We start from the raw sequence: 21,486 nt of genomic DNA, 5'->3' as shown, positions 1-21,486 counted from the left end.
TCCCCTTTGGCACCGCTTTGGCGTTCTCCGCTATGTCTCCGGCAATCAGCGGGTCGCCCCATGCTACTTCGTCTCGTCATGCTGGCCAGCTTCGCGCTGGGCTCGGTCGCGCAGGCCGCGACCATCACGGTCACGACGTCGACCGATGAATTCGGGGAGGACGCGGAGGACTGCAGCCTGCGCGAAGCGCTGCAAGCCGCCATCACCGATGCCGCGTTCGGCGGCTGTATCGCCGGTTCCGCGCTGCTCGACACGATCCAGCTCAGCGGATCGACCTACTCGATCACGCGCGCAGGCGCCAACGAAGATGCGAATGCAACCGGCGACTTCGATGTCTCCGGCAACAGCATCATCATTGTGCAGGGCGTGGGGGCACAGCGCACGACGCTCGACGGCGCGGGGCTGGATCGCGTCATCGACGTCGCCAGCAGCGCGGACAGTCAGCTCTTTCTGCTCGATCTCACGGTACGCGGCGGTGACTCGGGCAACGGCGACGGCGGCGGCATCCGCATGCGCGGCGAGACGCTCATCGTGCGACGCAGCCATATTGCGGACAACACCGGGCGTATCGGCGGCGGTATCTATGCAACGGCAGCCGCCGGCGACGTACAGGTGATCGAAAGCGCCGTGACGCGTAACGTCGCTAACGGCCTGGGCGGCGGCATCCACAGCTCGGGCACGCTGAAGCTCGTCAACGCGACGATCAGCGAAAACCGCTCGACGTCGCTCGGCGGCGGGCTGTCCTCGTCCGGCACCAGCAGCCTCAAGAGCGTGACGATCGCGTTCAATTCAGCCGAGACCTACGGCGGCGCCTATTTCTCGGCCGGCAGCGCGACGATCGACAACTCGCTGTTCGCCAACAACGGCCAGCAGGGGGGCCTCAACGACGCCGCGGCCGATCTGCGCTGTTCGATCACCGCAGCCAGCGGCGGCTATAACTCCTATATGAGACGCGACTGTCCGTTCACGCCGTTCCGGACCAGTGACCGTCAGGAAGACCCACGACTGTCCACGCTGGTCGATGCCGGCCGCGGCACACCCGTGCACGTGCTGATGAAAGACAGCCCGGTCATCGGCACCGGCTCGCCGCCGCCGTTCGACGGTACGGACGCGCGCTGCCCCTCGTCCGATCAGCGCGGCGTCGCGCGCATGGAATGCGATCGCGGCGCGTTCGAGCTGCGCTATACCTATGTCGTCACCAACACCGCCGACGCAGAGGACAGCAACGTCGGCAACGGCGTCTGCCTGAGCACGCTGGGCGGGTGCACCCTGCGCGCTGCGATCCAGGAAGCCGGCGCAAGCGACCAGTTCGCCGTCATCGACGTGCGTGACGGTGTCTACGAACTCAACATTCCCGGCGCCGACGAGGATCTCGGCGAAACCGGCGATCTGGACCTGAAAGGTCTGGATCGCGCCGCGCGCGTGCTGATCGGCAGCGGTGCCGATCGCGTGATCATCCGCAACACCACGGGCGACCGCGTGTTCGACACGTCGAGCAACTCCGGCCTCAACGTGCCGATCGGGCTGTTCGGCCTGCGCATCATGGGCGGCAACCACACGGCCACGTCGTCGGGGGTCACCGGCGGCGGCGGCATGCGCCTGCGCGCGGTCGGGAACACGACCATCGATCAGGTCTGGTTCGATCGCAATCACACGACCGGCTACGGCGGTGGGCTGAACTTCATCGATTCCTCGTCAGGCGCGACCGCACGCATCACACGCAGCGCGTTCACGCGCAATTCGGCCGACGAGGACGGCGGCGGCGCGCTGCTGTCCCAAGGCGATCCGCTGACGGTCAGCAACACGCTGTTCGCTGACAACACCAGCGGCGGCCGTGCCGCCGGCGTGCGATTCTCCAATTCGCGGGTCGCCGATTTTGCCTATTCGACGGTCACGCGCAATCGCTCGGCGACGTCTGGCGGCGGCTTCGAGGCCGACGGCTCGGTCGTTCTGACTGGCATCATCTCGGCCGGCAATCGCGACTCCGGTGTCGGCGCGACATACCCGGACTGCGCCGCGGGCTCGGCCCAGAGCGTGTCGTCCGCCGGTTACAACATCATCGGTGTCGCCGGCACCAATGGTTGCCCCATGTCGGGCGACACGACCGGCAACCAGATCGGCGTGAACGCTCCGCTGTCGTCCGTCGGCATGATCGGCTACGCAATGCCTTACGTCGGCGTGCAGCCGGGCAATCCGGCCCTCGAGGGTGTACCGCGCAACGATTGCGTGCTGCCGGATGCACGCTTCGAGAAGACCGATATGTTTTCCAGCGAAAGACCCGGTGCCGTCGCGCAGTTCTGCACCGGCGGCGCGGTCGAGGGCCTCTCCGAACTGATATTCGCCGACGGGTTTGGCAGCGAATACGTCGGTGAGTGAGCCTGCGCCGCTACAACGCGCCAGGAGTCGTCAACCCGCCGCCATGCGGAACGCTTCGCGCACCATGCGGCGCAGTTCCTCGTCGTCCCAGGGCTTGGCCACGTAGCGATACACCGCGCCGCGGTTGACCGCTTCGGTCAACGAGGCGAAATCGCTGTAGCCGCTCAGGATGAGGCGTACGGTGTCGGGATACAGATCCTTGACGCGGCTGAGGAACTCGGTGCCGCTAATGTCCGGCATGCGCTGGTCGGAGATGATGACCTGCACCGGCTGCGCGGCGAGGATCTCGAAGGCCTGGCGCGCATTGGTCGCGGTCTCGATGTTGTAGCCGTCGCGGCGCAGCAGGCGCACGAGCGCACGCAGCACGTTCTCCTCGTCGTCGAGCAGCAGCAGCGTTTCGGTGCTGCTCGGCCGCGCGAGTTCGGTATCAGCGTCCTGGCGCAGATAGCGACGGCGCAGCACGTCGAAGGTCTGCGCCTCGGGCATGGGCAGGCAGAAGTAGTTACCCTGGAACTGGTCACATTCGCTGCGGCGCAGGAACGCGGCCTGGCCGATGGTTTCCACGCCTTCGGCGCTGACCGTCATGCCGAGCTGGTGGCCGAGCGCGATCACCGCGCGGCAGATGCCCGCCGAGCCCGGGTCCGTGATGATATCGCGCACGAAGGACTGGTCGATCTTGAGCTTGTCGATCGGAAACTGGCGCAGATAGTTGAGGCTGGAATAGCCCGAGCCGAAATCATCCAGTGACAGGCTGACGCCGAGCGCCTTGAGCGAGCGCATCGCAACGATGACGCGCTCGACATGGGCCATGACCATGGACTCGGTCAGTTCCAGCTCGAGATAGCGCGGCGGCAGGCGCGAGACCTCGAGCGCACGCCGCACGCGCTCGAGGAAATCCGGCCGCTGCAGCTGCAATGCCGACACATTCACCGCGACGGTGAAATCGGCCAGGCCGCTGTCGAGCCATTCGCGCGCCTTGCGGCAGGCCGATTCCAATACCCACTGCCCGAGTTCGACGATGATGCCGAGTTCCTCGGCGACCGGGATGAAGCGGCCTGGCGGCAGCAGGCCGTGCACCGGGCTGTTCCAGCGCACCAGCGCCTCGACGCCGCGCACCTGCCAGTCGTGCGCGCCGATCTGCGGCTGGAAGTGCAGCACGAGTTCCTCGTTCGCGATCGCGGCGCGCAGGCCGGAGCCGAGTTCGCGCCGGTCCTTGAGCGCCTGCGACTGCTCGTTGGAGAACGACGCGACCGCGTTGCGGCCCTCGTCCTTGGCCCTGATCATCGCGGCTTCGGCCTGCTGCACCAGTTCGAGCGCAGCGGTGCCGTTCTCGGGAAAACAGCTGACACCGACGCTACAGGTCAGGAATACCTGCTGCAGACCCAGGTTGATCGGCTGCTCGATCAACAGGCGCAGCGCTTCGCCGAGTTCCTGCTGGTCCGGCGCGTCGATGCCGTCGGATCGCACGACCAGGAACTCGTCGCCGGCGATGCGCGCGACCTTGCCCTGCTCGCCGACCGAATCGAGCAGGCGCTGCGCGACGGTGCGCAGCACCTGGTCGCCGATCGCGTGGCCGCGCGAATCGTTGATCAGGCGAAAGCGGTCCAGATCGAGGTAAAACACGCTGACGCGGCTACCGCGCAGCGCAGCGCCGGCCAGCCATGCGCTCAGGAACGTCTCGATCTGCTCGATGCGCGGCAGGCCGGTGACCGTATCATGACTGGCGAGATGGGCCAGTTCGTTCTCATAGCGGCGCCGTTCGGTGATGTCGCGCGCGACCGCGAAGATGCGCTGGTCCGGCGTCAGCGAGGCGGTCCACTCGAGCCAGTGGATTTCGCCGTCGGCGTCGATCCAGCGGTTGACGAAGGCATCGACCCGGCCTTGCGAGAGTATCTGTGCCGTCGCCGCGTCGGTGATGGCGAAATCGTCCGGGTGCGCGTGATCGCGCCAGTTGCTCATGAACAGCTCTTCGGCGCTGCGCCGCAACAGGCGCGTCGTGGCCGTGTTGAACTGGAACAGATGGCCCTTCGCGTCGACGATGACGAACAGTTCCAGCGACAGTGCGAAGAAGCGGTCGCGCTCCAGCCGCGCCTGCTCGGCCAGCAGCCGCTCGCTGATGTCGCGGAACACCACGACCGCGCCGGTCGCGCGGCCGTACAGATGCAGCGGCGAGGCGACCAGATCGACCGGGATGCGCCGACCGTCGCGTGCAATGAATTCGCTGTGCTCGCTGATGCGGCTGTCGAGCAGCAGGGCCCGCGCAGCCGGACCCGGCGCCTCGGGATGCGGCACGGCGAAGCGGCTCTCCGCTGCACAATCCTGCAGCTCGGCGGCTTCCCAGCCGAGGATCTCGCTCGCCGCCGGGTTGATGAAGGTCAGGCGGCCGTCGCGGTCGATCGCATACAGGCCTTCGCCGATGCTGGCCGTCATCGCGTGCACGAACGCGAGCTGGTGCGCGATGTCGCGCTCGGCTTCGCGCAGGCTGTGATGCAGCCACACCCGCTGCACGTTGCTGACGCTCAGTTGCGCGAACTGCATCAGCAGCACTTCGTCATCATCATCGAAGGTGCTGTCGCGCGGGCCGAACCACTCCAGCGTACCCACGACAGCACCGTCGTCGGCGCGCAGACTCATGCCGAGCCAGCGTCCTCGCGCGTTCTCACCGTCGGAGGCGGGGAAACTCCAGTCCGCGCGCTGCGGCTCGACCAGGCCCGCAGCATGCCGGCGCAGTTCGGCCGGCAGCAGGCGCGCCTGCTCGGCCTGGGGCGGTTTGGTCAGGACTACGACGACCTCGCTGCCGTGCTGCTGCGCTGCAACCGGCTGCAGGCTCAGGCGTACGAAATCGACGCCGGCGATTGTGACCATCGAACGCGCGAGCTGCAGCAACAGTCCCTGGACGTCGTCGATGGCCGAGCTGTCGATCGCGGCGCGGTTGAGCTCCAGTAACTGGTCGCGTCGCAGCAGCGACTGCTCATAGGTGCGGCGCAGCGCGCGCTCGGAGGCGCGGAACCGCGTCACGTCACGCGCGATCACGAACAGCCCGCTGCTGCGCGCGCGGTCGCGCAGCGGCACCAGGATCAGCTCGAGTTCGCGCGGCCGCGCGCCACCGGGCCGCAGCGCGGTCGCTTCCATCGATTGGGCGATGCCGCGCAGCACCGACGGCAGACGCATCTGCAGCGAAGCCTGCGTGGCTTCGTCGAACAGCGCGCTCAGGGGCTGGCCGTGCATGTCGTCGGCGCCGAGGCCGAACGTCTGCCGTGCGGCTTCATTGCCGCTGCGGATGTGCCAGTCCGCATCGATGTGGAGGACTGCGTCGGGATGGTTGTCGAGCAGGGAGCGGTACAGCTCGCGCCCCTGCTGCAGACGCGCCACCGCCGAGTCGCGCTGGAAAATCAACCCGGCGATGGTCGCGCCGACACGGGCCAGGGTCTGCGCAGACGAGTCGGCTTCGCTGCGATCGCTCAGCGCAATCAGTAATTGGCCGATGCGCAGGCCGTCGACGTCGTGCAGCGGCTCGATCCACAGGCCGCGGAATCCAGCGGCGCGCGCGAACTCATCCCAGCGCGGTGTCGCGGCCCCTTGCTCGAGCGGGAACCAGCCTTCAGCCCGGTCCAGTTCGCCATCGTCGCCGAGTACCGTATATAGCGCCGCAGTCGCCAGGCCGCCGCCACCGCCGCTCCAGAGAAACGGTTCGCCGTCGGCGCGCACGACCAGTGCAATGGCCGCCTCGGGGAACTCCAGCCGCAGCAGCTCCGCCAGTTCGCTCAGCACGCGCTCGCGCACGGCTCCGATCGCCAACAGGCGCAGGATCTCGTTCTGCCGCCGCAGCCATTGCGCGCCGTGCCGCATCCGAATCGAACCGCCCATGACCGGAATCGCCCCCCGCAGGTTGTCGAAAAAACCTCGCGCTTTTTTCCGATCGTCGCCCTGTCGATCGCACGAACAAACTATCGATCGGCGCCTGCCGTCGTTTTTCGACCGGGCGCGCGACGCCGAGAAATATACACGTTCACGGCAGTGTTTCGGTCCGGACTGCCGGCGCCGACGGCTGCATCACATCACGTAACGTCGATTGCAGACGCGCATGCACCTGCACGAAGGAACGCCACAGGAAGGCGGCCAGCGCCGCCGCCACGAGCAGCAGCAGCACGAGCACGCCGAGCGACGGCAGGATGGCCGAACCCAGCGCCATGACGAGCACGGCCAGTATCACGAGCACGGCGAGCGGAATCATCTTGCCGAGCACGCGGCGCAAGGCATACGTGCGTGCGCCGGCGACGCCGTCGCGGATGCCGAGCTCAGCCAGCACCATGCCGAGCGCATCGGCTTTTCGATACGCCGCGATCAGCATAGGCAGCGAAACGAACAGCGCCAGCGACCACAGCACGCTGCGCCGCAGCGTCTCGCCGGCAGTCCATTGCGGCAACCATTCGAGCATGCGCGGCTTGAGCCAGGCCGCGCCGAGAAATACCGCGACGATCAGGGCCATGTTGATGACGATGTGCAGCACGAGGCGGCGCAGCATCTGCGCAATCGCGGCGTTTTCCTCCTCGGGCCTGAGTCCGGCGATCCAGTGCTGGTACGCGATCATCAGCGCGCGCACCTTGCGCGGCAGCAGGCTGTCGGTGCGCTCGGCGATGCGGTCTGACGAGCGCATCAGGTACGGCGTGACGAATGCGGTGAGCACCGAAGCGGCGACCGCGATCGGGTACAGGAATTCGCTGGTCACGCCGCTCGCGAGGCCGACGCCGGCGATGACGAAGGAGAACTCGCCGATCTGCGCGAGTCCCAGCCCGGCGCGCAGCGCCGTACGGCCATCGTTGCCGGCGATCACGCCGCCGAACGTGACGGCCAGGGTCTTGCCGACGATCACGACCGCGGCGACGAGCGCGACCGGCACCGCGTAGCGGACCAGCAGGTGCGGATCGATCAGCATGCCGATCGCGACGAAGAACAGCGCACCGAACATGTCGCGCACCGGTTCGATCAGGTGCTCCACGCGCCTGGCCGCGCGGGCCTCGGCCACGATGGCGCCGGCGACGAAACCGCCGAGCGCCACGCTGAACCCTGCCGACTCGGCGAGCAGGGCCGCGCCGAAGCAGATCCCGAGTGAGGTGACCAGCAGCATTTCGCTGCGTCCCGAGGCGGCGACATGGTCGACCAGACGCGGCAGCAACAGCAGGCCCAGCACCAGCGCAACGACGATGAACAGGCTCAGCCGGCCCAGCGTTGCCAGCGCGCGTCCCGGCTCCACCGCCCCGCTGATCGCGATGCCGGAGAGCACCGCAATCAGCACGATCGCGAAGATGTCTTCGATCACGAGAATCCCGAACACCAGACGCGCGAAGCGCTCCTGCTTGTGGCCAGACTCGTGGATCGCGCGCAACACCAGCATGGTCGAGGAGATCGCCATCATCGCGCCGAGGAACAGCGCGTCCATGGTGCGCCAGCCGAACCAGCGCCCGAGCTCGTAGCCGGCCCAGAGCATCAGCATCACTTCCACACCGGTCGCGACCAATGCTGCGACACCGACCTCGCGCAGGCGACGCAGGCTGAACTCCAGGCCCAGCGAAAACATCAGCAGCACCACGCCCAGGTCGGCAAAGCTGCGGATGGTCTGTTCGTTCGTGATCAGTGCGAACGGCGGCGTGTACGGGCCGATGACCACGCCGGCGAGGATGTAGCCCAGCACCACGGGCTGACGCAGCCGGTGGAACAGCAGGGTCGTGCAGCCCGCCACGACCATGATGACGGCGAGATCCTTGAGGAATTCGTTCGCGTGCATGGCACCGTCTTACAGTGACCGCAGCGCCGCGGCAAGGATAGTGCCTGGCATGTGAGCGTCGAACGCCGCGGGTCACACGCCTGCAAAAAATTTTGCGCTAAGGGGTTGACGCTGACGGGTCCGCTCCCTAAGATTCCGCTCCTCTCGCGAGGGGGCCATAGCTCAGCTGGGAGAGCGCTACAATGGCATTGTAGAGGTCGTCGGTTCGATCCCGACTGGCTCCACCAAGAGTTTCATGCAAGTGCGGCATGAGTTTCGAAAGGTTACGTCCCCATCGTCTAGAGGCCTAGGACATTACCCTTTCACGGTAGCGACCGGGGTTCGAATCCCCGTGGGGACGCCAATCAAAAGGAACGCAGGACGCGTTCCGCTCCAAGTGAAAGTTGGAGCAAAAGCAACAAAGGAATTGTTGTGAGTTCAAGGAGTGGTAGTTCAGTCGGTTAGAATATCGGCCTGTCACGCCGAGGGTCGCGGGTTCGAGTCCCGTCCACTCCGCCAGCTGACAAGAACCCGCCTCACGGCGGGTTTTTTGTTGTCTCCGATTTTTGTCTGCCATTTCAGCGGCGACAGCCGCGACGCTCGCGCTGCTCACGTTGAACCGGCATCACGACCGCGCGGACCGCGCACGGCCCGCTACACGATCAGCCCTGTTGCCGCCTGCTCATCGGCGCGAGGCGATCCGGTGGCAGCGGCTGCAGGGTTCCTACCGAATGTCCCTGCTCGCCGAGGTATTCCAGCCAGCGCGTAAGGAACGCGTTCATGCGCAGGCGGTGCTGGAACACGGTCGGCGCCGGCGGATACGGACCAAGCACGTCGATGAGGTGACGTCCCGGATGGCAATGGGTCGCCTCGGCAAGGTGGGCGTCCTGGTACAGACGCAGCCAGGCCGACGGCGAGAGTTCGGCGTTGGTGCTGTCGCGCAGTACGTAATTGAGGCGCAGCTCCACCGTGTAGCGGTGCTGCTCGACGAGATCCAGGCGCACGTCGAGGCCGTCGTCGATGGAGGAGAGATAGCTGCCCTGGGCCAGCCGCTGCGGTGCGAACAGGCGCACGAGGCGCGCGTGGTTTTCCGCGTACAGCCCCATCAGGTAGGCGAAGCGTCCGGGAAACAGTTTCAGTGGTTTGTCGGCGAGCGTGCTCATGCGACCGATCATAGCAGCGGCCCACAGCACGACCAGACTGCCGCCCGTCGCCGCGGACTGCTACGATGGGCTTCCCCGCGGCCTCCGTCTTTTTTGACGCCACGCCGGGCTACGTGTAAACAAGCGGCGCGCCGGACACCGCCGACCCACACTCGTTTCTCACTCGCCCCCTACTTTCCTGACCCTAGAACATGTGCCGCTCGATGCCGAGCGCCGACAGGATCTTGCTCGCGATCTCCTCGATCGAGGTATGCGTCGTGTTCTGCACCGGGATGTTTTCGCGCTTGAACAGCTTGTCGGCCTGGGCCAGTTCCCAGCGGCACTGCTCCAACGTCGCGTAGCGGCTATTTGGACGGCGGTTCTCGCGCACGTGCGCCAGACGCTGCGCATCGATCGACAGTCCGTAGAGGCGATTGCGATACGGCCGCAGGCGCACCGGCAGCTCCATCTTCTCGAGATCGTCGTCGGTCAGCGGATAGTTGGCTGCCTTCACGCCGTAGTGCAGCGCCATGTAGAGGCAGGTCGGCGTCTTGCCCGAACGCGATACGCCGACGAGGATCATTTCCGCATCCGCGTAGTTGGTCGACACGCCGTCGTCGTGCGACAGCGCATAGTTGGTCGCGTTGATGCGCTCTTCATACTCGGCGAAATTGACCAGCCCATGCGCCTTGTTGACGTGGCGCGCGCGCATCGTGCCCAGTTCCTGCTCCAGCGGACCGATGAAGGGCGCGAACACGTCCACCATGAGCGCACCGCTCGTGGTCAGCACCTCAGTCAGCACCGGATCGATCACGGTATTGATCACGATCGGCCGCGCGCCGGTCTGCGCATGGCAGGTCTTGATGCGGATCGCAGCGGCCTGAGCCTTGACCTCGTCGTCGACGAATGGAATGCGGAAGGTGTCGAAATCGATGCCGTCGAACTGGGTCAGCACCGAATGGCCGACGGTCTCGGCCGTGATGCCGGTACCGTCGGATATGAAATAGATGGTTCTGCGCATGAGGCGCCCTGAGCCGGGAGACCATGCAAGAGTACGCGTGCTTAGCGGGAATCGGGAATCGTAAGAGCTAACCCGGAAAAGCCCGCGGCTTTGAGGCGAGGGTTGGGCTCAGCTCGGCTACGCCTGCAACGATTCTCGATTCCCCCGCCCCCCTTCCCCGCTCTACCGCAGTGCACAACTTGTTTCCCTCGTCGCGAACCCGGAAAATCGAGCGTCTTTTTCGACGCCGGCGCCCGTCGGCGGATCTGAAGCTCGCCGCACACCTCATCCACGCCCGCCCCGACCCGGCGGCCTTGGTGGCGGTCCCGCGCAGCGGCAGGTTGCGCAGGGCCCGGCGGCGCATCCCTACCGCAATCCGGAGATTGACCTTGAGCGACCTGGTGCTTTGGCTGGACAACCTGCGACTCTCCGACCTGGGCAAGGTCGGGGGCAAGAATTCGTCGCTGGGCGAGATGATCGGCAACCTCGCCAAGCTCGGCGTCTCCGTACCAGGCGGCTTCGCCACCACCGCGTACGCCTTCCAGCAGTTCATCGCGCAGAGCGGCCTCGCCGATCGGGTGCAGCAGCGCCTCGCCGATCTCGACGTCGAGGACGTCGACGCGCTGAACCTCGCGGGCGCCGAGATCCGCCGCTGGGTGGTCGAAACCCCGCTGCTGCCGGAATTCGATCGCGAAGTCCGCGCCGCCTACGCCAAGCTCAGCGCCGATGCCGGTGGCAGCGACGTCTCCGTCGCAGTGCGCTCGTCGGCCACGGCCGAAGACCTGCCGGACGCCTCGTTCGCAGGCCAGCAGGAAACCTTCCTCAACGTCACCGGCGCGGACGACGTGATCCACAAGGTCAAGGAAGTCTTCGCCTCGCTCTACAACGACCGCGCGATCGCCTATCGCGTGCATCACGGCTTCAAGCACGAGGACGTGTTCCTCTCCGCCGGCGTGCAGCTCATGGTGCGCTCCGACGTCGGCTCCTCCGGCGTGCTGTTCACGCTCGACACCGAATCGGGTTTCCGCGACGTGGTGTTCGTAACCGGCAGCTACGGCCTAGGCGAAATGGTCGTGCAGGGTGCGGTGAATCCCGACGAGTTCTACGTGTACAAGCCCACGCTGAGCCGGGGCCTGCCCGCGATCCTGCGGCGCCAGGCCGGCGCCAAGCAGCAGCGCATGGTGTATTCGGACACGCCGGGCGAACGCGTGCGCATCGAGGAGACGCCGGCCGCCGACCGCGCGCGCTTCTGCCTCAGCGACGCCGACGTGCACGAACTCGCCAGGCAGTCGCTCGTGATCGAGCAGCACTACGGCCGTCCCATGGACATCGAATGGGCCAAGGATGGCGTCACCGGCAAGCTCTACATCGTGCAGGCGCGCCCCGAAACGGTGAAGTCACGCGGGCGCGCCGCGCAGATCGAGCGTTTCCATCTGCGCGGCCACAGCAGCGTGTTGTGCGAAGGCCGCGCGATCGGCCAGAAAATTGGTTCCGGCACGGCCAAGGTGATCCGCACACTCGCCGATATGAGCCGCGTGCAGCCGGGCGACGTGCTCGTCGCCGACATGACCGACCCCGACTGGGAGCCGGTAATGAAGCGCGCCGCCGCGATCGTCACCAACCGCGGCGGCCGCACCTGCCATGCGGCGATCATCGCGCGCGAGCTGGGCGTGCCGGCCGTGGTCGGCTGCGGCAACGCGCTCGACTCGATCCCCGACGGCGCCGAAGTGACCGTGTCCTGCGCCGAGGGCGATACGGGACTGATCTACTCGGGACTGCTCGAGTTCGAGCGCATCACGGCCGATCTCGATGCGATGCCGCCGGCACCGCTGAAGATCATGATGAACGTCGCCAACCCGGAGCGCGCGTTCGATTTCGCGATGCTGCCGAATGCCGGCGTGGGCCTCGCCCGGCTCGAGATGATCATCAACAGTCACATCGGCCTGCACCCCAAGGCGCTGATCGAATACAAGAAGCAGGATGCGGAGACCCGGCGCAAGATCGACGAGCGCATCAACGGCGCCGATCCGGTCGAGTTCTACGTCGACCGTCTCGCCGAAGGCATCGCGACGATCACCGCGGCATTCGCGCCGAATCCGGTCATCGTGCGCCTGTCGGATTTCAAGTCCAACGAATACGCCAACCTCATCGGCGGCGCACGCTACGAGCCGCACGAAGAGAACCCGATGATCGGTTTCCGCGGCGCGGCGCGCTACGTGGACCCGTCGTTCAAGGACTGCTTCGCGCTGGAATGCCGCGCGATGAAGCGCGTGCGCGAGGACATGGGGCTGACCAACGCCTGGGTCATGATCCCGTTCGTGCGCACGCTGGACGAAGGCCGCAAGGTCATCGAGGTTCTGGCCGAGAACGGCCTCCGGCGCGGCGAGAACGGCCTCAAGCTCATCATGATGTGCGAGCTGCCGTCCAACGCGCTGCTGGCCGAGGAGTTCCTTGAAATTTTCGACGGATTTTCTATAGGTTCGAACGACCTGACCCAGCTGACCCTGGGCCTGGACCGCGACTCGGCCATCGTGTCGCACCTGTTCGACGAGCGCGACCCGGCGGTCAAGAAACTGCTGTCGATGGCGATCCGGACCGCCAAGGCCAAGGGCAAGTACATCGGCATCTGCGGCCAGGGACCCTCGGACCATCCGGACCTCGCGCTGTGGCTCATGGAGCAGGGCATCGAGTCGGTGTCGCTGAATCCCGACACCGTCGTCGATACCTGGCTGAAGCTGGCCAAGGCGAAAGGATGAGGAAAGAGTGAGAAGGAGTGAGAAAAGAGTAGCGCGCTCTCTTTTCTCACTCCTCTCCTCCTCTTTCCTCGCTCATCCATGCGCCTCTGGGTCGATGCCGACGCCTGTCCGAACGTCATCAAGGACATCATTTTCCGCGCCGCCGATCGCGTCGGCGTGGAAACCATCCTCGTGGCCAACCAGTACGTGCGCACGCCGCCGTCGCCGCACATCCGATCGATGCAGGTCCCTGGCGGTTTCGACGCGGCAGACGACGCGATCGTGGCGCGCGTCGAACCCGGTGATCTCGTCGTCACCGCGGACATTCCGCTGGCCTCGGCCGCGATCGGCAAGGGCGCGCTCGCGCTCAATCCGCGCGGCGAGCTGTACACCGCCGACAGCATCGCGCAGCGCCTGAGCATGCGCAATTTCATGGACGAACTGCGCGGTGCCGGCGTCGATACCGGCGGTCCCGCGACGTTCCACGCACGCGACCGTCAGGCGTTCGCCAACCAGCTCGACAGCCTGCTACGACGAGTAACGAGTGAGGAAAAGTGAGTAAAAAGTAGGAAGAAGCGACAAAGAATGAACAGGCGGCGACGACTCGTTTCTCACCTCTCTCACTCACCACTGCCAGCAAGTCAGCGTCGCTTGCGAAAGAACGCGCGCAGCAACGCGCCGGATTCCTCCGCGGAGACGCCGGCAACCACGTCGATGCGATGGTTGTGCCGTTCGGAGATCAGCGTGTCGAACACGCTGCCGGCCGCGCCCGTCTTGGGGTCGCTCGCGCCGTAGACCACGCGCGCGACGCGCGCATGGACCAGCGCCATCGAACACATCGCGCACGGTTCCAGCGTCACGTACAGCGTGGCACCGGGAAAGCGATAGTTGCCGACGCGCCGGCCCGCATCTCGCAGGGCCTGGATCTCGGCATGCGCGCTCGGATCGTTGAGACCGATGTTGTGATTGTGGCCTTCGCCGACCAGTAGGCCGTCGACCACCAGCACCGCGCCGACCGGCACCTCGCCATGCTGCTCCTCCGCGCGGCGCGCGAGTTCCAGCGCGTACTGCATCCAGCGCAGGTCAGTGTCGGCAGCGGTGTTGTCGGCCATGCACGGAACTCCAGCGGGGCAACGCGGCGTATCGGGGGGCGCGCAGGATAGCGGATGCGTCCGGCGCGCGGGTGAGCGTGAACTCAGGGATGAGGAGTGAGAAAACAGTGGTCATCTGCTTTTGTCACTCCTGCTCCCTGTTTTCGAGACTTCCAAGCCAGGCCTGCTGCGCGGCACGCACGCGCGCGAACGCCATGACGAGCTGCGCCCAGGCGACCCGGTCCAGCGTCGCCGGCCTTTCGATCGCGCCGAGGCGCCGGCGCACCGGCGCGCCGGCGAACACGACGGCGTTGCCGTGGTCCGCATCGTCGGCAACGAAGACCGCATCGGCGAATTGCGCGCGCAGGCGCCGCAGGAACAGATCGAAGCCTGGATCGCTGCGATCGAGATTCACGACGAGCACGCCGCGCGCCCGCAGCGCAGTGCGGCAGGCAGCGGCGAAGTCCACTGAACGCAGCCGCGCCGGCATGCCGGCCTCGTCGTAGCCGTCGAGCAGGATCGCGTCGAAGGTGCGCGTCGCTGCTGCGACGAAGGCGACGCCGTCGCCGAGACGGATGCGCAGGCGGCCGTCGTCGCGCGGGATCGCGAAGGCATCGCGCAACGCGATCACGCGCGCGTCGAGTTCGACCACGTCGATGCGCGCACTGGCTACATGACGATGGCAGAATTTCGCCAGCGAGCCGCCACCGAGGCCGACCACGCCGATGCGCCGGGGCGTGGCGCCGAACAGCAGGAAACCCATCATGACGCAGGTGTAGTCGAATACCAACGCGTCGGGCGCATTCACGCGCATGCGGCTTTGTATCCGGGCGGGACCGAAATGCAGCGAGCGCAGGCCGGCCGCGTCGACCACGTACGGCGCCTGTCCGCGACGGCTCATGCGCGGCCGGCGACGTCGCGCCAAACGGATTCGCGAACGACACGCGGCGTGACGACCCGGCAGGCCCTGTGGCCGAACACGGCTGTCGGTACCAGCGCGCTCGCGCCTGTACGGCGCCGCTTGCGCGTGGCGCCATGCGTCGTACCCTCGCCACCGTGGAATCGTTGCTGCGCCATGCGTCGAGGTTAGCCGCGACGGTGATGCAGCGAAAGCACCGCGTTTCAGCTTGCTTGCGCTGCGAGCACCGAGACCGAACGTCCCTGGATGCTCGCGGTACGCCGCGATCCGTTTCGCGCTCGCCGGCCTACCGACGCCGGGTAGACTGCGCAGCTTGCATCACGCAACGGAGGCATGCATGCGCATCATCGTCACCGGCAGTTCGGGCCATCTTGGCGAAGCGCTGATGCGCACCCTGCGCGCGCAAGGACACGAAGCGATCGGCGTCGACATCCGGCCCGCAAGCTACACCGACCGCGTCGGCACTCTCGTCGATGCGGCCTTCGTGCACGAGGCGATCGCCGGTGCCGATGCGGTCATCCATCCCGCCACGCTGCACAAGCCCCATGTCGCCACGCACACGCCTCAGGCCTTCGTCGACACCAACATCAGCGGCACGCTCAACGTGCTCGAAGCCTGCGTGGCGCAGCGGGTCAAGGCGCTGGTCTTCACGAGCACCACGAGCACCTTCGGTGCCGCGCTCGTGCCGCCGCCCGGCGAACCCGCGGCATGGATAGACGAAGACGTCAGGCCGGTGCCGAAGAACATCTATGGCGTCACGAAAATAGCCGCAGAAGATCTTTGTGAACTGTTCCATCGCCGCCACGCCCTGCCATGCCTTGTGCTGCGCACCTCGCGCTTTTTCCCCGAGGCCGACGACAGCGCCGACGTGCGCGAGGCCTATGCCGACGACAACACCAAGGTCAACGAATTGCTCTACCGCCGCGTCGACATCGCCGATGTCGTCGACGCCCACCTGCTCGCGATCGGCAAGGCGCCCGCGCTCGGCTTCGACCGCTTCGTCATCAGCGCCGCGACGCCGTTCACGCGTGGCGACACGGCGCAATTGCGCCACGACGCGCCCGGCGTGGCCGCACGGTACTTTCCCGAGTACGCCGACGAATACGCCTGCCGCGGCTGGCGCCTGTTTCCGGCTATCGATCGTGTCTACAGCAGTGAAAAGGCCGTGCGCATGCTTGGCTGGACGCCACGCCACGGTTTTGGCGAAGCGCTGGCGCAGCTGCGCGAGGGCCGTGACTGGCGCAGTCCGCTGGCGCAGACGATCGGCGCGAAGCGGTATCACGCAGAAGCGTTTGCACACGGGCCATATCCGGTCTGAGCGCGTTGCAGTCCGCGCCTGCGCCTGCCCGGGCAGGCGTACTGCCACCGCCGTAAGCGCTGTCTCGCCGGTCTCGAACCTGAGCCGTTCGAACCCGCTGGGGCATGCGCGCGGACCCTGCGCGCTCCGCCTGATCGCGCAGGGTTGCGTGATCATGATGTCGTGCGACCGCTCGCAGTACGACGGCGGCGCCTGCGACGACCGGTCGTGCGCTAGATTGCGAACCTGCCTCGACACGACGGGAGCGTCACACGTGGCGCGATTCGCATGGACTCGCTGATCACTGCCGCAGCACGCGCGCTCGCCGCGGGCGATCCGTTCGGCGCGCTGAACCACGTGGCGTTGCGCGAAGACGCGCCGGCGCTCGCGCTGCGCGGTATCGCAATGGCACAGCTCGGCGATCTCGTGCGCGCCAAGGCGCTGCTGCGCCGCGCGGCGCGCGCGTTCAGCCCGAAGGAGACGGTGGCGCGTGCGCGCTGCGTCGTCGCCGAAGCCGAGATCGCGCTGGTCGCGCGCGACCTCGGCTGGCCGGCCAAGGCCCTCGATGCCGCCCGCGAAACGCTGGAACGGCAGGGCGACCGGCTCAACGCCGCGCATGCGCGGCACCTCGCGATCCGGCGGCTGCTGCTGATCGGACGCCTCGACGAGGCCGAGCGCCTGCTCGCCGGACTCGACCCCACGCCCTTCCCGCCCGCGTCCCGAGCTGCGCACGAGCTGGTCGTGGCAGGCATCGCGATGCGCCGCCTGCGCACACAGGTCGCGCGCGATGCGATCGCCCAGGCGCGGCACGCCGCGCAGCAGGCCGCCGTCCTGGCGCTGATCGCGGAAGTCGACAGCGCGTCCCGGCTGCTGGACGCGCCGGCGGCGCGCAGGATCGCGCAGGGCGAGGAGCGTCACCTGCGCCTGGAAGAAGTGGAAGCGTTGCTCGCATCGCAGACACTCGTCGTCGACGCGTGCCGCTACAGCGTCGGCAGCTCGGCGAAACGCGTTTCCCTCGCCACACGCCCGGTTCTGTTCGCCCTCGCCCGCGCGCTCGGTGAGGCGTGGCCCGGCGACGTGCCGCGAAGCACCTTGATCGCGATAGCCTTCCGGACGAAGTTCGCGGACGACTCGCATCGAGCGCGCCTGCGCGTGGAAATCGGGCGGCTGCGTACGCTGTTGCGGACGCTGGCCGACGTGCGCGCGACGAAGCACGGATTCGCTCTGGTGCCGAGCGCTGTCCGCGACGTCGTCGTGATCGCCAGCCTCGTCGAGGAAAAGCATGCCGGCGTTCTGGCCTTCCTTGCCGACGGCGAGTCCTGGTCGAGTTCGGCGCTCGCCGTTGCGCTCGGTGCGAGCCAGCGCACGGTGCAGCGCGCGCTGGACGCACTCGCGGCAGCGGGCAAGGTGCAGTCGTTCGGTCACGGCCGCGCGCGGCGCTGGATGACGCCACCCGCCGCGGGATTCACGACGACCTTGTTACTCCCGGCGCCCGTGCCCGGGTGAGTAGTGTCTGATGACCTTCACGCGACAGGACACGACCATGCAAGCCACAAAACGATCCGCCGCCGATATCGTCCGCGAATACGGCCCGTTTCCGGGGGTCGATGCCGTGCACGGTGTCAGCCACGACGGCCAGCGCGTCTGGTTCGGTGCCGGCGATACCTTGAACGCGATCGATCCGGCCAGCGGCGAGACACTGCGTTTGCTAAACGTCCCCGCACATGCGGGAACCGCCTTCGACGGCCGGCATCTGTTCCAGATCGCCGAAAGCCGCATCCAGAAAGTCGACCCCGATACCGGCGACGTGCTCGCCACGATCCCCGCACCCGGCGGCGGCGGCGACTCGGGCCTCGCCTGGGCCGAAGGCTCGCTCTGGGTCGGCCAGTACCGCGAACGCAAGATCCACCAGGTCGATCCCGACACCGGCGAGATCCTGCGCACCATCGAGTCCAACCGCTTCGTCACCGGCGTCACCTGGGTCGACGGCGAACTCTGGCACGGCACCTGGGAAGGCGACGAAAGCGAACTGCGCCGTATCGATGCGCAGACCGGCGATGTGCTCGAACGCATCGAGATGCCGCCCGGCGTCCACGTATCCGGCCTCGAATCCGACGGCGCCGACCAGTTCTTCTGCGGCGGCGGGAAGAGCGGCAAGATCCGGGCGGTGCGGCGGCCGCGGTGAGCAAGGCTATGGGCGTAGTTCGGCGCTGAGGACGATGTGCGCGTGGGTTTGAACGACCGCGCCAGCGCAGCCGCGCGCCGCAATCAGCGCGCAAGGCGGCACGGGAGTGGTTTTGCATGGACAGGCGGCCGGGCGATCGACCGACACCCGGCCGTCGGCATTTCGCTGGTGCGGCATGCTAGTCTGCACAGAATTCTGTCACTACCTTCTGGGGCCAGCATGGGTTTTTCAGCCCGCGATGTGGTGCCTTTCACCCAGGCACGCGCCAACCTTTCAGAACTCGCCGACCAGGCCAAGGCCGGGGCCGAGAAAATCATCACCAAGAACGGTGCGAGCTACGTCGCCTTGATCGACGCAGACCGGCTGGACTACTACCATCGGCTGGAACGCGAGCGCATCCACCTGCTGCTTATCGATGATGCCAAGCGTGGCTTGGCTGACATCGAAGCGGGTCGCACCTACGCGGCAGATCCTGCCCTTGCCCAAATTCAACAGCGCCGAACCAGCGCTACCAGTGGCAAGTTTGCCAAGAAGCGCGGCTGAGGACGTCTACCGGGTCGAGTTGACGGCGAGTTTCCTCGATCGCCTCAATGCCATCGAGGTGTTCTTGTCCGAGGCGGACGCAATCTTCGCTTTTGACGACCTGCTTGCGGAACTGCGTGCCACGGTGATCCCGAACCTGGCCCGGTTCCCTCGTATGGGTCGGCGCTACCTCGACAACCCACCGCAATCGGCAGAAGCGCTCGCACAACTTGCCACTCTGCCGGAAGGTGCGGCCAACGCCCTGCGCGAATACCCGCATGGTGACTACCTGATGCTGTATGCGGCCGTGGAGGTCAGTGCCACTGTGTACTTGCTGTCCATTCGGCATCGTCGCCAGCTTTCGTTTGACTTTGCTCGGCTTTGGCAGGCGTCAACTTGACTACAGAGTGGACCGGCCGGACTCGATACCTGTAACTTTCCACAACGACATTTTCCTGAAAGTACCGTCACGACTCGCACCGGATTGCAGGCTTTGGCTGAAACCAGCCATTCACTACGAGTTCCTGTCGGGCTGAACGCAGGCAACGTAGTGGTTTGATTGGCCGTGCGAGCAATCCGGTAGACGTCCTGCTTCGCACACCCCGGCAGCCGGAAACCATCATGCATCCCGGCCTTCTGCCTCCACCAGCTTCGCGGCGCTGGGATCGTAGATATAGCCGGTGATGCTGCCGTCCCTGATGCGCGAGACGGCCTCGTCGATGACGAACAGCGGAACGAGAAACCATTCCTCGGGCTGCGCCGGGTGACCGAAGCGGTCGTTGATGGTCATGTTCAATCGCGCCGGCGCGAACAGCCCGGTGGAACAGGTTCTCCATGCGGGTGCGGTTTATACCCGCGAGCTTGTACGTCGCCACCACGTCGACCTTCGCCAGCAGGTAGGTCGAATCGTGTCCGGCATTGGCGCTGCGCGTCTCCACCTTGCCGTCTGTTCCACGCCTGAAATCAGGACCCGATCAAAACCCGCCTGAGCTAAAATGACCGCGAACCAACCGGAGCCATGCCATGCCCCTCCAGCCGCCCCCGCGCAAACGGCCCAGCCGCGAGGCCATTGTCCGTGCCGTGGCCAGCTCCACGGCCATCGAAACCGGCGAACGCATCGCCAACATCGAAGCCCGCTTGCGCAACCACCAGACGAACCCGGCTCATCTGTCCCTTGCCCTCACTCGCCCTGCGCGGCCAGCGCCACGCTGACCAGCTCGCGCATTGGTGCGTAGTCCCTGCCCACGCCGAACTGGATGGCCGAAAAATAGGCGTTCCTGTCAGCATCCCAACGACTGTAATCCAATGGCCCGCGTCCGGCCTGTACGGCCATGACATCCGCCAGCAGGCGCGACAGCCTGCCATTGCCCTCACGAACCGGGTGAATCAGGATCAGTTCCACATGACAGACGGCAATTGCCTCGGCAAGCGCGTCATCGTCCATGTTTCCGCAAGGCGTGTAGCGATGCAGACAATCGCGCTCGAATCCCGCCAGTAAACGTGGAATCTGTGCTGCATTCGCGAAATGAAATTCGCCTTTGGCCAGGTTGACGCTGCGCACCTGTCCCGCCCAGTCGTACAGGTTGCCCAGCCACAGCCGATGCCACTCCATCAGGTCGTCCACGTCCAGGCGACGCTCAGGGAACTGGTCGCCCATCACGAATTCATACAATTGCAGCAGCAGCGAAAGCTCGGCTTCATCCATCTGCTCCGGGTCGGTAATGCCCGGTGTATTGCGCAACACCCGATCGTTCGACCCCGGTTGCATCGCAACCTGCGAACCGCTGGCATCGTAGCGGCTGTCGCTCACTTGGCTGTCAGCTCGCGCTGCGCGGGATCGTCCGCCGCCCTATTGCGCGAGCGCGAACCGTTTCCGCTGATCTGGCGGACCGTGCTGATGCCCGCCAACGGCAGGAAGAAGCCGAAGTGGTCGGGAGAATCCGTGTAGACGCAAGCGACGGTCCCGCCGCTGGCCAGGTCTTCGGCTTCGAAGTCTGCGCCGTCGGTCGCGAGGATGAATCTTGCCTTGGTCCTGGCCGTGGCTAGGCTGGCCTTCGGCGCCGCAGGCGTCGCCGTGACGTGGCCCGCCTGGCTGACCACGATAGGGATAGTGCTGGTCTGGAGAACGCCGCCCAGATCGGACTTGTTCGACGCACCTGCGCGAAGGCGCCGGATGGTCGTAGCCTTGTTGCCGAACGCTTCAAGAAAGGCATACGGAAACTCTGCGGGATCAAAATCCTGCTCCGCAAGGTCGGTGATGGCTTGCTCGATTTCTACGGCGTTCATGAGCGTTCGCACACCCCTCTGCGCGGGACCGGCGGACTGCTATCGTTTCGGAGGGCGCTCATGTTGTGGCCTCTGTTGCTCGGCGTGACGTCCTTGTTCCCAAGGGTTTAGCAGACCTGCAACGCAGACGGACACGCGTAGGTCACTCAGCCCGGCTTAGCGGGCCGTC

General features: G+C 66.3%; 16 protein-coding genes, 3 tRNA genes and 1 pseudogene. 11 read left to right on the top strand and 9 right to left on the bottom strand.

Features of this window, described 5'->3' with window-relative positions; genetic code table 11:
* Positions 1-60: 60 nt before the first annotated feature.
* Positions 61-2,376 (top strand): CSLREA domain-containing protein, encoded by a 2,316-nt coding sequence (locus tag RUU78_RS21720; protein WP_313919815.1) that lies wholly within the window; start codon positions 61-63, stop codon positions 2,374-2,376.
* A gap of 30 nt (positions 2,377-2,406) precedes the next feature.
* On the opposite strand, the gene RUU78_RS21715 is transcribed toward RUU78_RS21720, so the two are convergent.
* Both RUU78_RS21715 and RUU78_RS21710 read right to left on the bottom strand, forming a co-directional pair.
* Complete coding sequence (locus tag RUU78_RS21715; protein ID WP_313919813.1) at positions 2,407-6,243, bottom strand: EAL domain-containing protein; 3,837 nt, start codon at positions 6,241-6,243, stop codon at positions 2,407-2,409.
* Between the two features lie 142 nt (positions 6,244-6,385).
* Positions 6,386-8,161 carry a cation:proton antiporter gene (locus RUU78_RS21710; RefSeq protein WP_313919811.1) on the bottom strand — a complete coding sequence of 592 codons (1,776 nt, stop codon included), beginning with the start codon at positions 8,159-8,161 and terminating at the stop codon, positions 6,386-6,388.
* A 151-nt stretch (positions 8,162-8,312) separates the two neighbouring features.
* Here RUU78_RS21710 and RUU78_RS21705 point away from each other — a divergent pair.
* The 3 genes from RUU78_RS21705 (at position 8,313) to RUU78_RS21695 (ending at position 8,659) form a co-directional block, all read left to right on the top strand.
* Positions 8,313-8,388, top strand: a tRNA-Ala gene (locus RUU78_RS21705).
* A gap of 40 nt (positions 8,389-8,428) precedes the next feature.
* Positions 8,429-8,504 (top strand) — tRNA-Glu (locus tag RUU78_RS21700).
* A 78-nt stretch (positions 8,505-8,582) separates the two neighbouring features.
* Positions 8,583-8,659 (top strand) — tRNA-Asp (locus tag RUU78_RS21695).
* 143 nt (positions 8,660-8,802) lie between these two features.
* On the opposite strand, the gene RUU78_RS21690 is transcribed toward RUU78_RS21695, so the two are convergent.
* On the bottom strand, positions 8,803-9,303 hold the full coding sequence (locus RUU78_RS21690; protein WP_313919809.1) for a DUF1249 domain-containing protein: 501 nt from the start codon (positions 9,301-9,303) through the stop codon (positions 8,803-8,805).
* Between the two features lie 184 nt (positions 9,304-9,487).
* Positions 9,488-10,303, bottom strand: coding sequence for a pyruvate, water dikinase regulatory protein (locus tag RUU78_RS21685; protein ID WP_313919808.1), 816 nt, complete (start codon positions 10,301-10,303; stop codon positions 9,488-9,490).
* Positions 10,304-10,671: 368 nt separating this feature from the next.
* On the opposite strand from RUU78_RS21685, the gene ppsA reads away from it, so the two are divergent.
* Complete coding sequence (ppsA, locus tag RUU78_RS21680) at positions 10,672-13,038, top strand: phosphoenolpyruvate synthase (protein WP_313919807.1); 2,367 nt, start codon at positions 10,672-10,674, stop codon at positions 13,036-13,038.
* Between the two features lie 78 nt (positions 13,039-13,116).
* The gene (locus tag RUU78_RS21675) at positions 13,117-13,575 is read left to right on the top strand and encodes a YaiI/YqxD family protein (RefSeq protein ID WP_313919805.1); all 459 of its coding nucleotides are present in this window, start codon (positions 13,117-13,119) and stop codon (positions 13,573-13,575) included.
* Positions 13,576-13,658: 83 nt separating this feature from the next.
* Here RUU78_RS21675 and tadA read toward each other — a convergent pair whose 3' ends face one another.
* Positions 13,659-14,129 (bottom strand): tRNA adenosine(34) deaminase TadA, encoded by a 471-nt coding sequence (gene tadA, locus RUU78_RS21670; RefSeq protein WP_313919803.1) that lies wholly within the window; start codon positions 14,127-14,129, stop codon positions 13,659-13,661.
* Positions 14,130-14,253: 124 nt separating this feature from the next.
* Complete coding sequence (locus RUU78_RS21665; RefSeq protein WP_313919801.1) at positions 14,254-15,009, bottom strand: transferase; 756 nt, start codon at positions 15,007-15,009, stop codon at positions 14,254-14,256.
* Positions 15,010-15,364: 355 nt separating this feature from the next.
* Between RUU78_RS21665 and RUU78_RS21660 the strand changes: the two genes are divergently transcribed.
* From RUU78_RS21660 to RUU78_RS21640, 5 genes are all read left to right on the top strand, one after another.
* Entirely contained in the window at positions 15,365-16,345 is a 981-nt protein-coding gene (locus tag RUU78_RS21660) for an NAD(P)-dependent oxidoreductase (RefSeq protein ID WP_313919799.1), read from the top strand.
* Positions 16,346-16,612: 267 nt separating this feature from the next.
* Positions 16,613-17,830, top strand: coding sequence for a helix-turn-helix domain-containing protein (locus RUU78_RS21655; RefSeq protein WP_313919797.1), 1,218 nt, complete (start codon positions 16,613-16,615; stop codon positions 17,828-17,830).
* A gap of 37 nt (positions 17,831-17,867) precedes the next feature.
* The gene (locus RUU78_RS21650) at positions 17,868-18,509 is read left to right on the top strand and encodes a glutamine cyclotransferase (RefSeq protein WP_313919795.1); all 642 of its coding nucleotides are present in this window, start codon (positions 17,868-17,870) and stop codon (positions 18,507-18,509) included.
* A 219-nt stretch (positions 18,510-18,728) separates the two neighbouring features.
* Positions 18,729-19,052 carry a type II toxin-antitoxin system Phd/YefM family antitoxin gene (locus RUU78_RS21645; protein WP_313919793.1) on the top strand — a complete coding sequence of 108 codons (324 nt, stop codon included), beginning with the start codon at positions 18,729-18,731 and terminating at the stop codon, positions 19,050-19,052.
* Positions 18,988-19,431, top strand: a complete 444-nt coding sequence (locus tag RUU78_RS21640; protein WP_313919791.1) for a type II toxin-antitoxin system RelE/ParE family toxin — start codon at positions 18,988-18,990, stop codon at positions 19,429-19,431. Before RUU78_RS21645 ends, RUU78_RS21640 begins: the two co-directional genes overlap by 65 nt.
* 219 nt (positions 19,432-19,650) lie before the next feature.
* On the opposite strand, the pseudogene RUU78_RS21635 reads toward RUU78_RS21640, so the two are convergent.
* The 3 genes and pseudogenes from RUU78_RS21635 to RUU78_RS21625 all read right to left on the bottom strand — a co-directional run.
* Positions 19,651-19,975: pseudogene (locus RUU78_RS21635) on the bottom strand (GIY-YIG nuclease family protein); the annotation flags it as partial.
* 236 nt (positions 19,976-20,211) lie between these two features.
* Entirely contained in the window at positions 20,212-20,841 is a 630-nt protein-coding gene (locus RUU78_RS21630; protein ID WP_313919789.1) for a Fic family protein, read from the bottom strand.
* Positions 20,838-21,317: a type IIL restriction-modification enzyme MmeI gene (locus tag RUU78_RS21625; RefSeq protein ID WP_343232322.1), complete on the bottom strand. Its 480-nt coding sequence runs from the start codon at positions 21,315-21,317 to the stop codon at positions 20,838-20,840. The genes RUU78_RS21630 and RUU78_RS21625 overlap by 4 nt, the downstream gene beginning before the upstream one ends.
* Positions 21,318-21,486 lie beyond the last annotated feature (169 nt).

The organism is Tahibacter sp., assembly GCF_032229445.1.
In the GTDB taxonomy this organism is placed as follows: domain Bacteria; phylum Pseudomonadota; class Gammaproteobacteria; order Xanthomonadales; family Rhodanobacteraceae; genus Tahibacter.
This window is presented reverse-complemented; position numbering and strand designations above follow the sequence as displayed.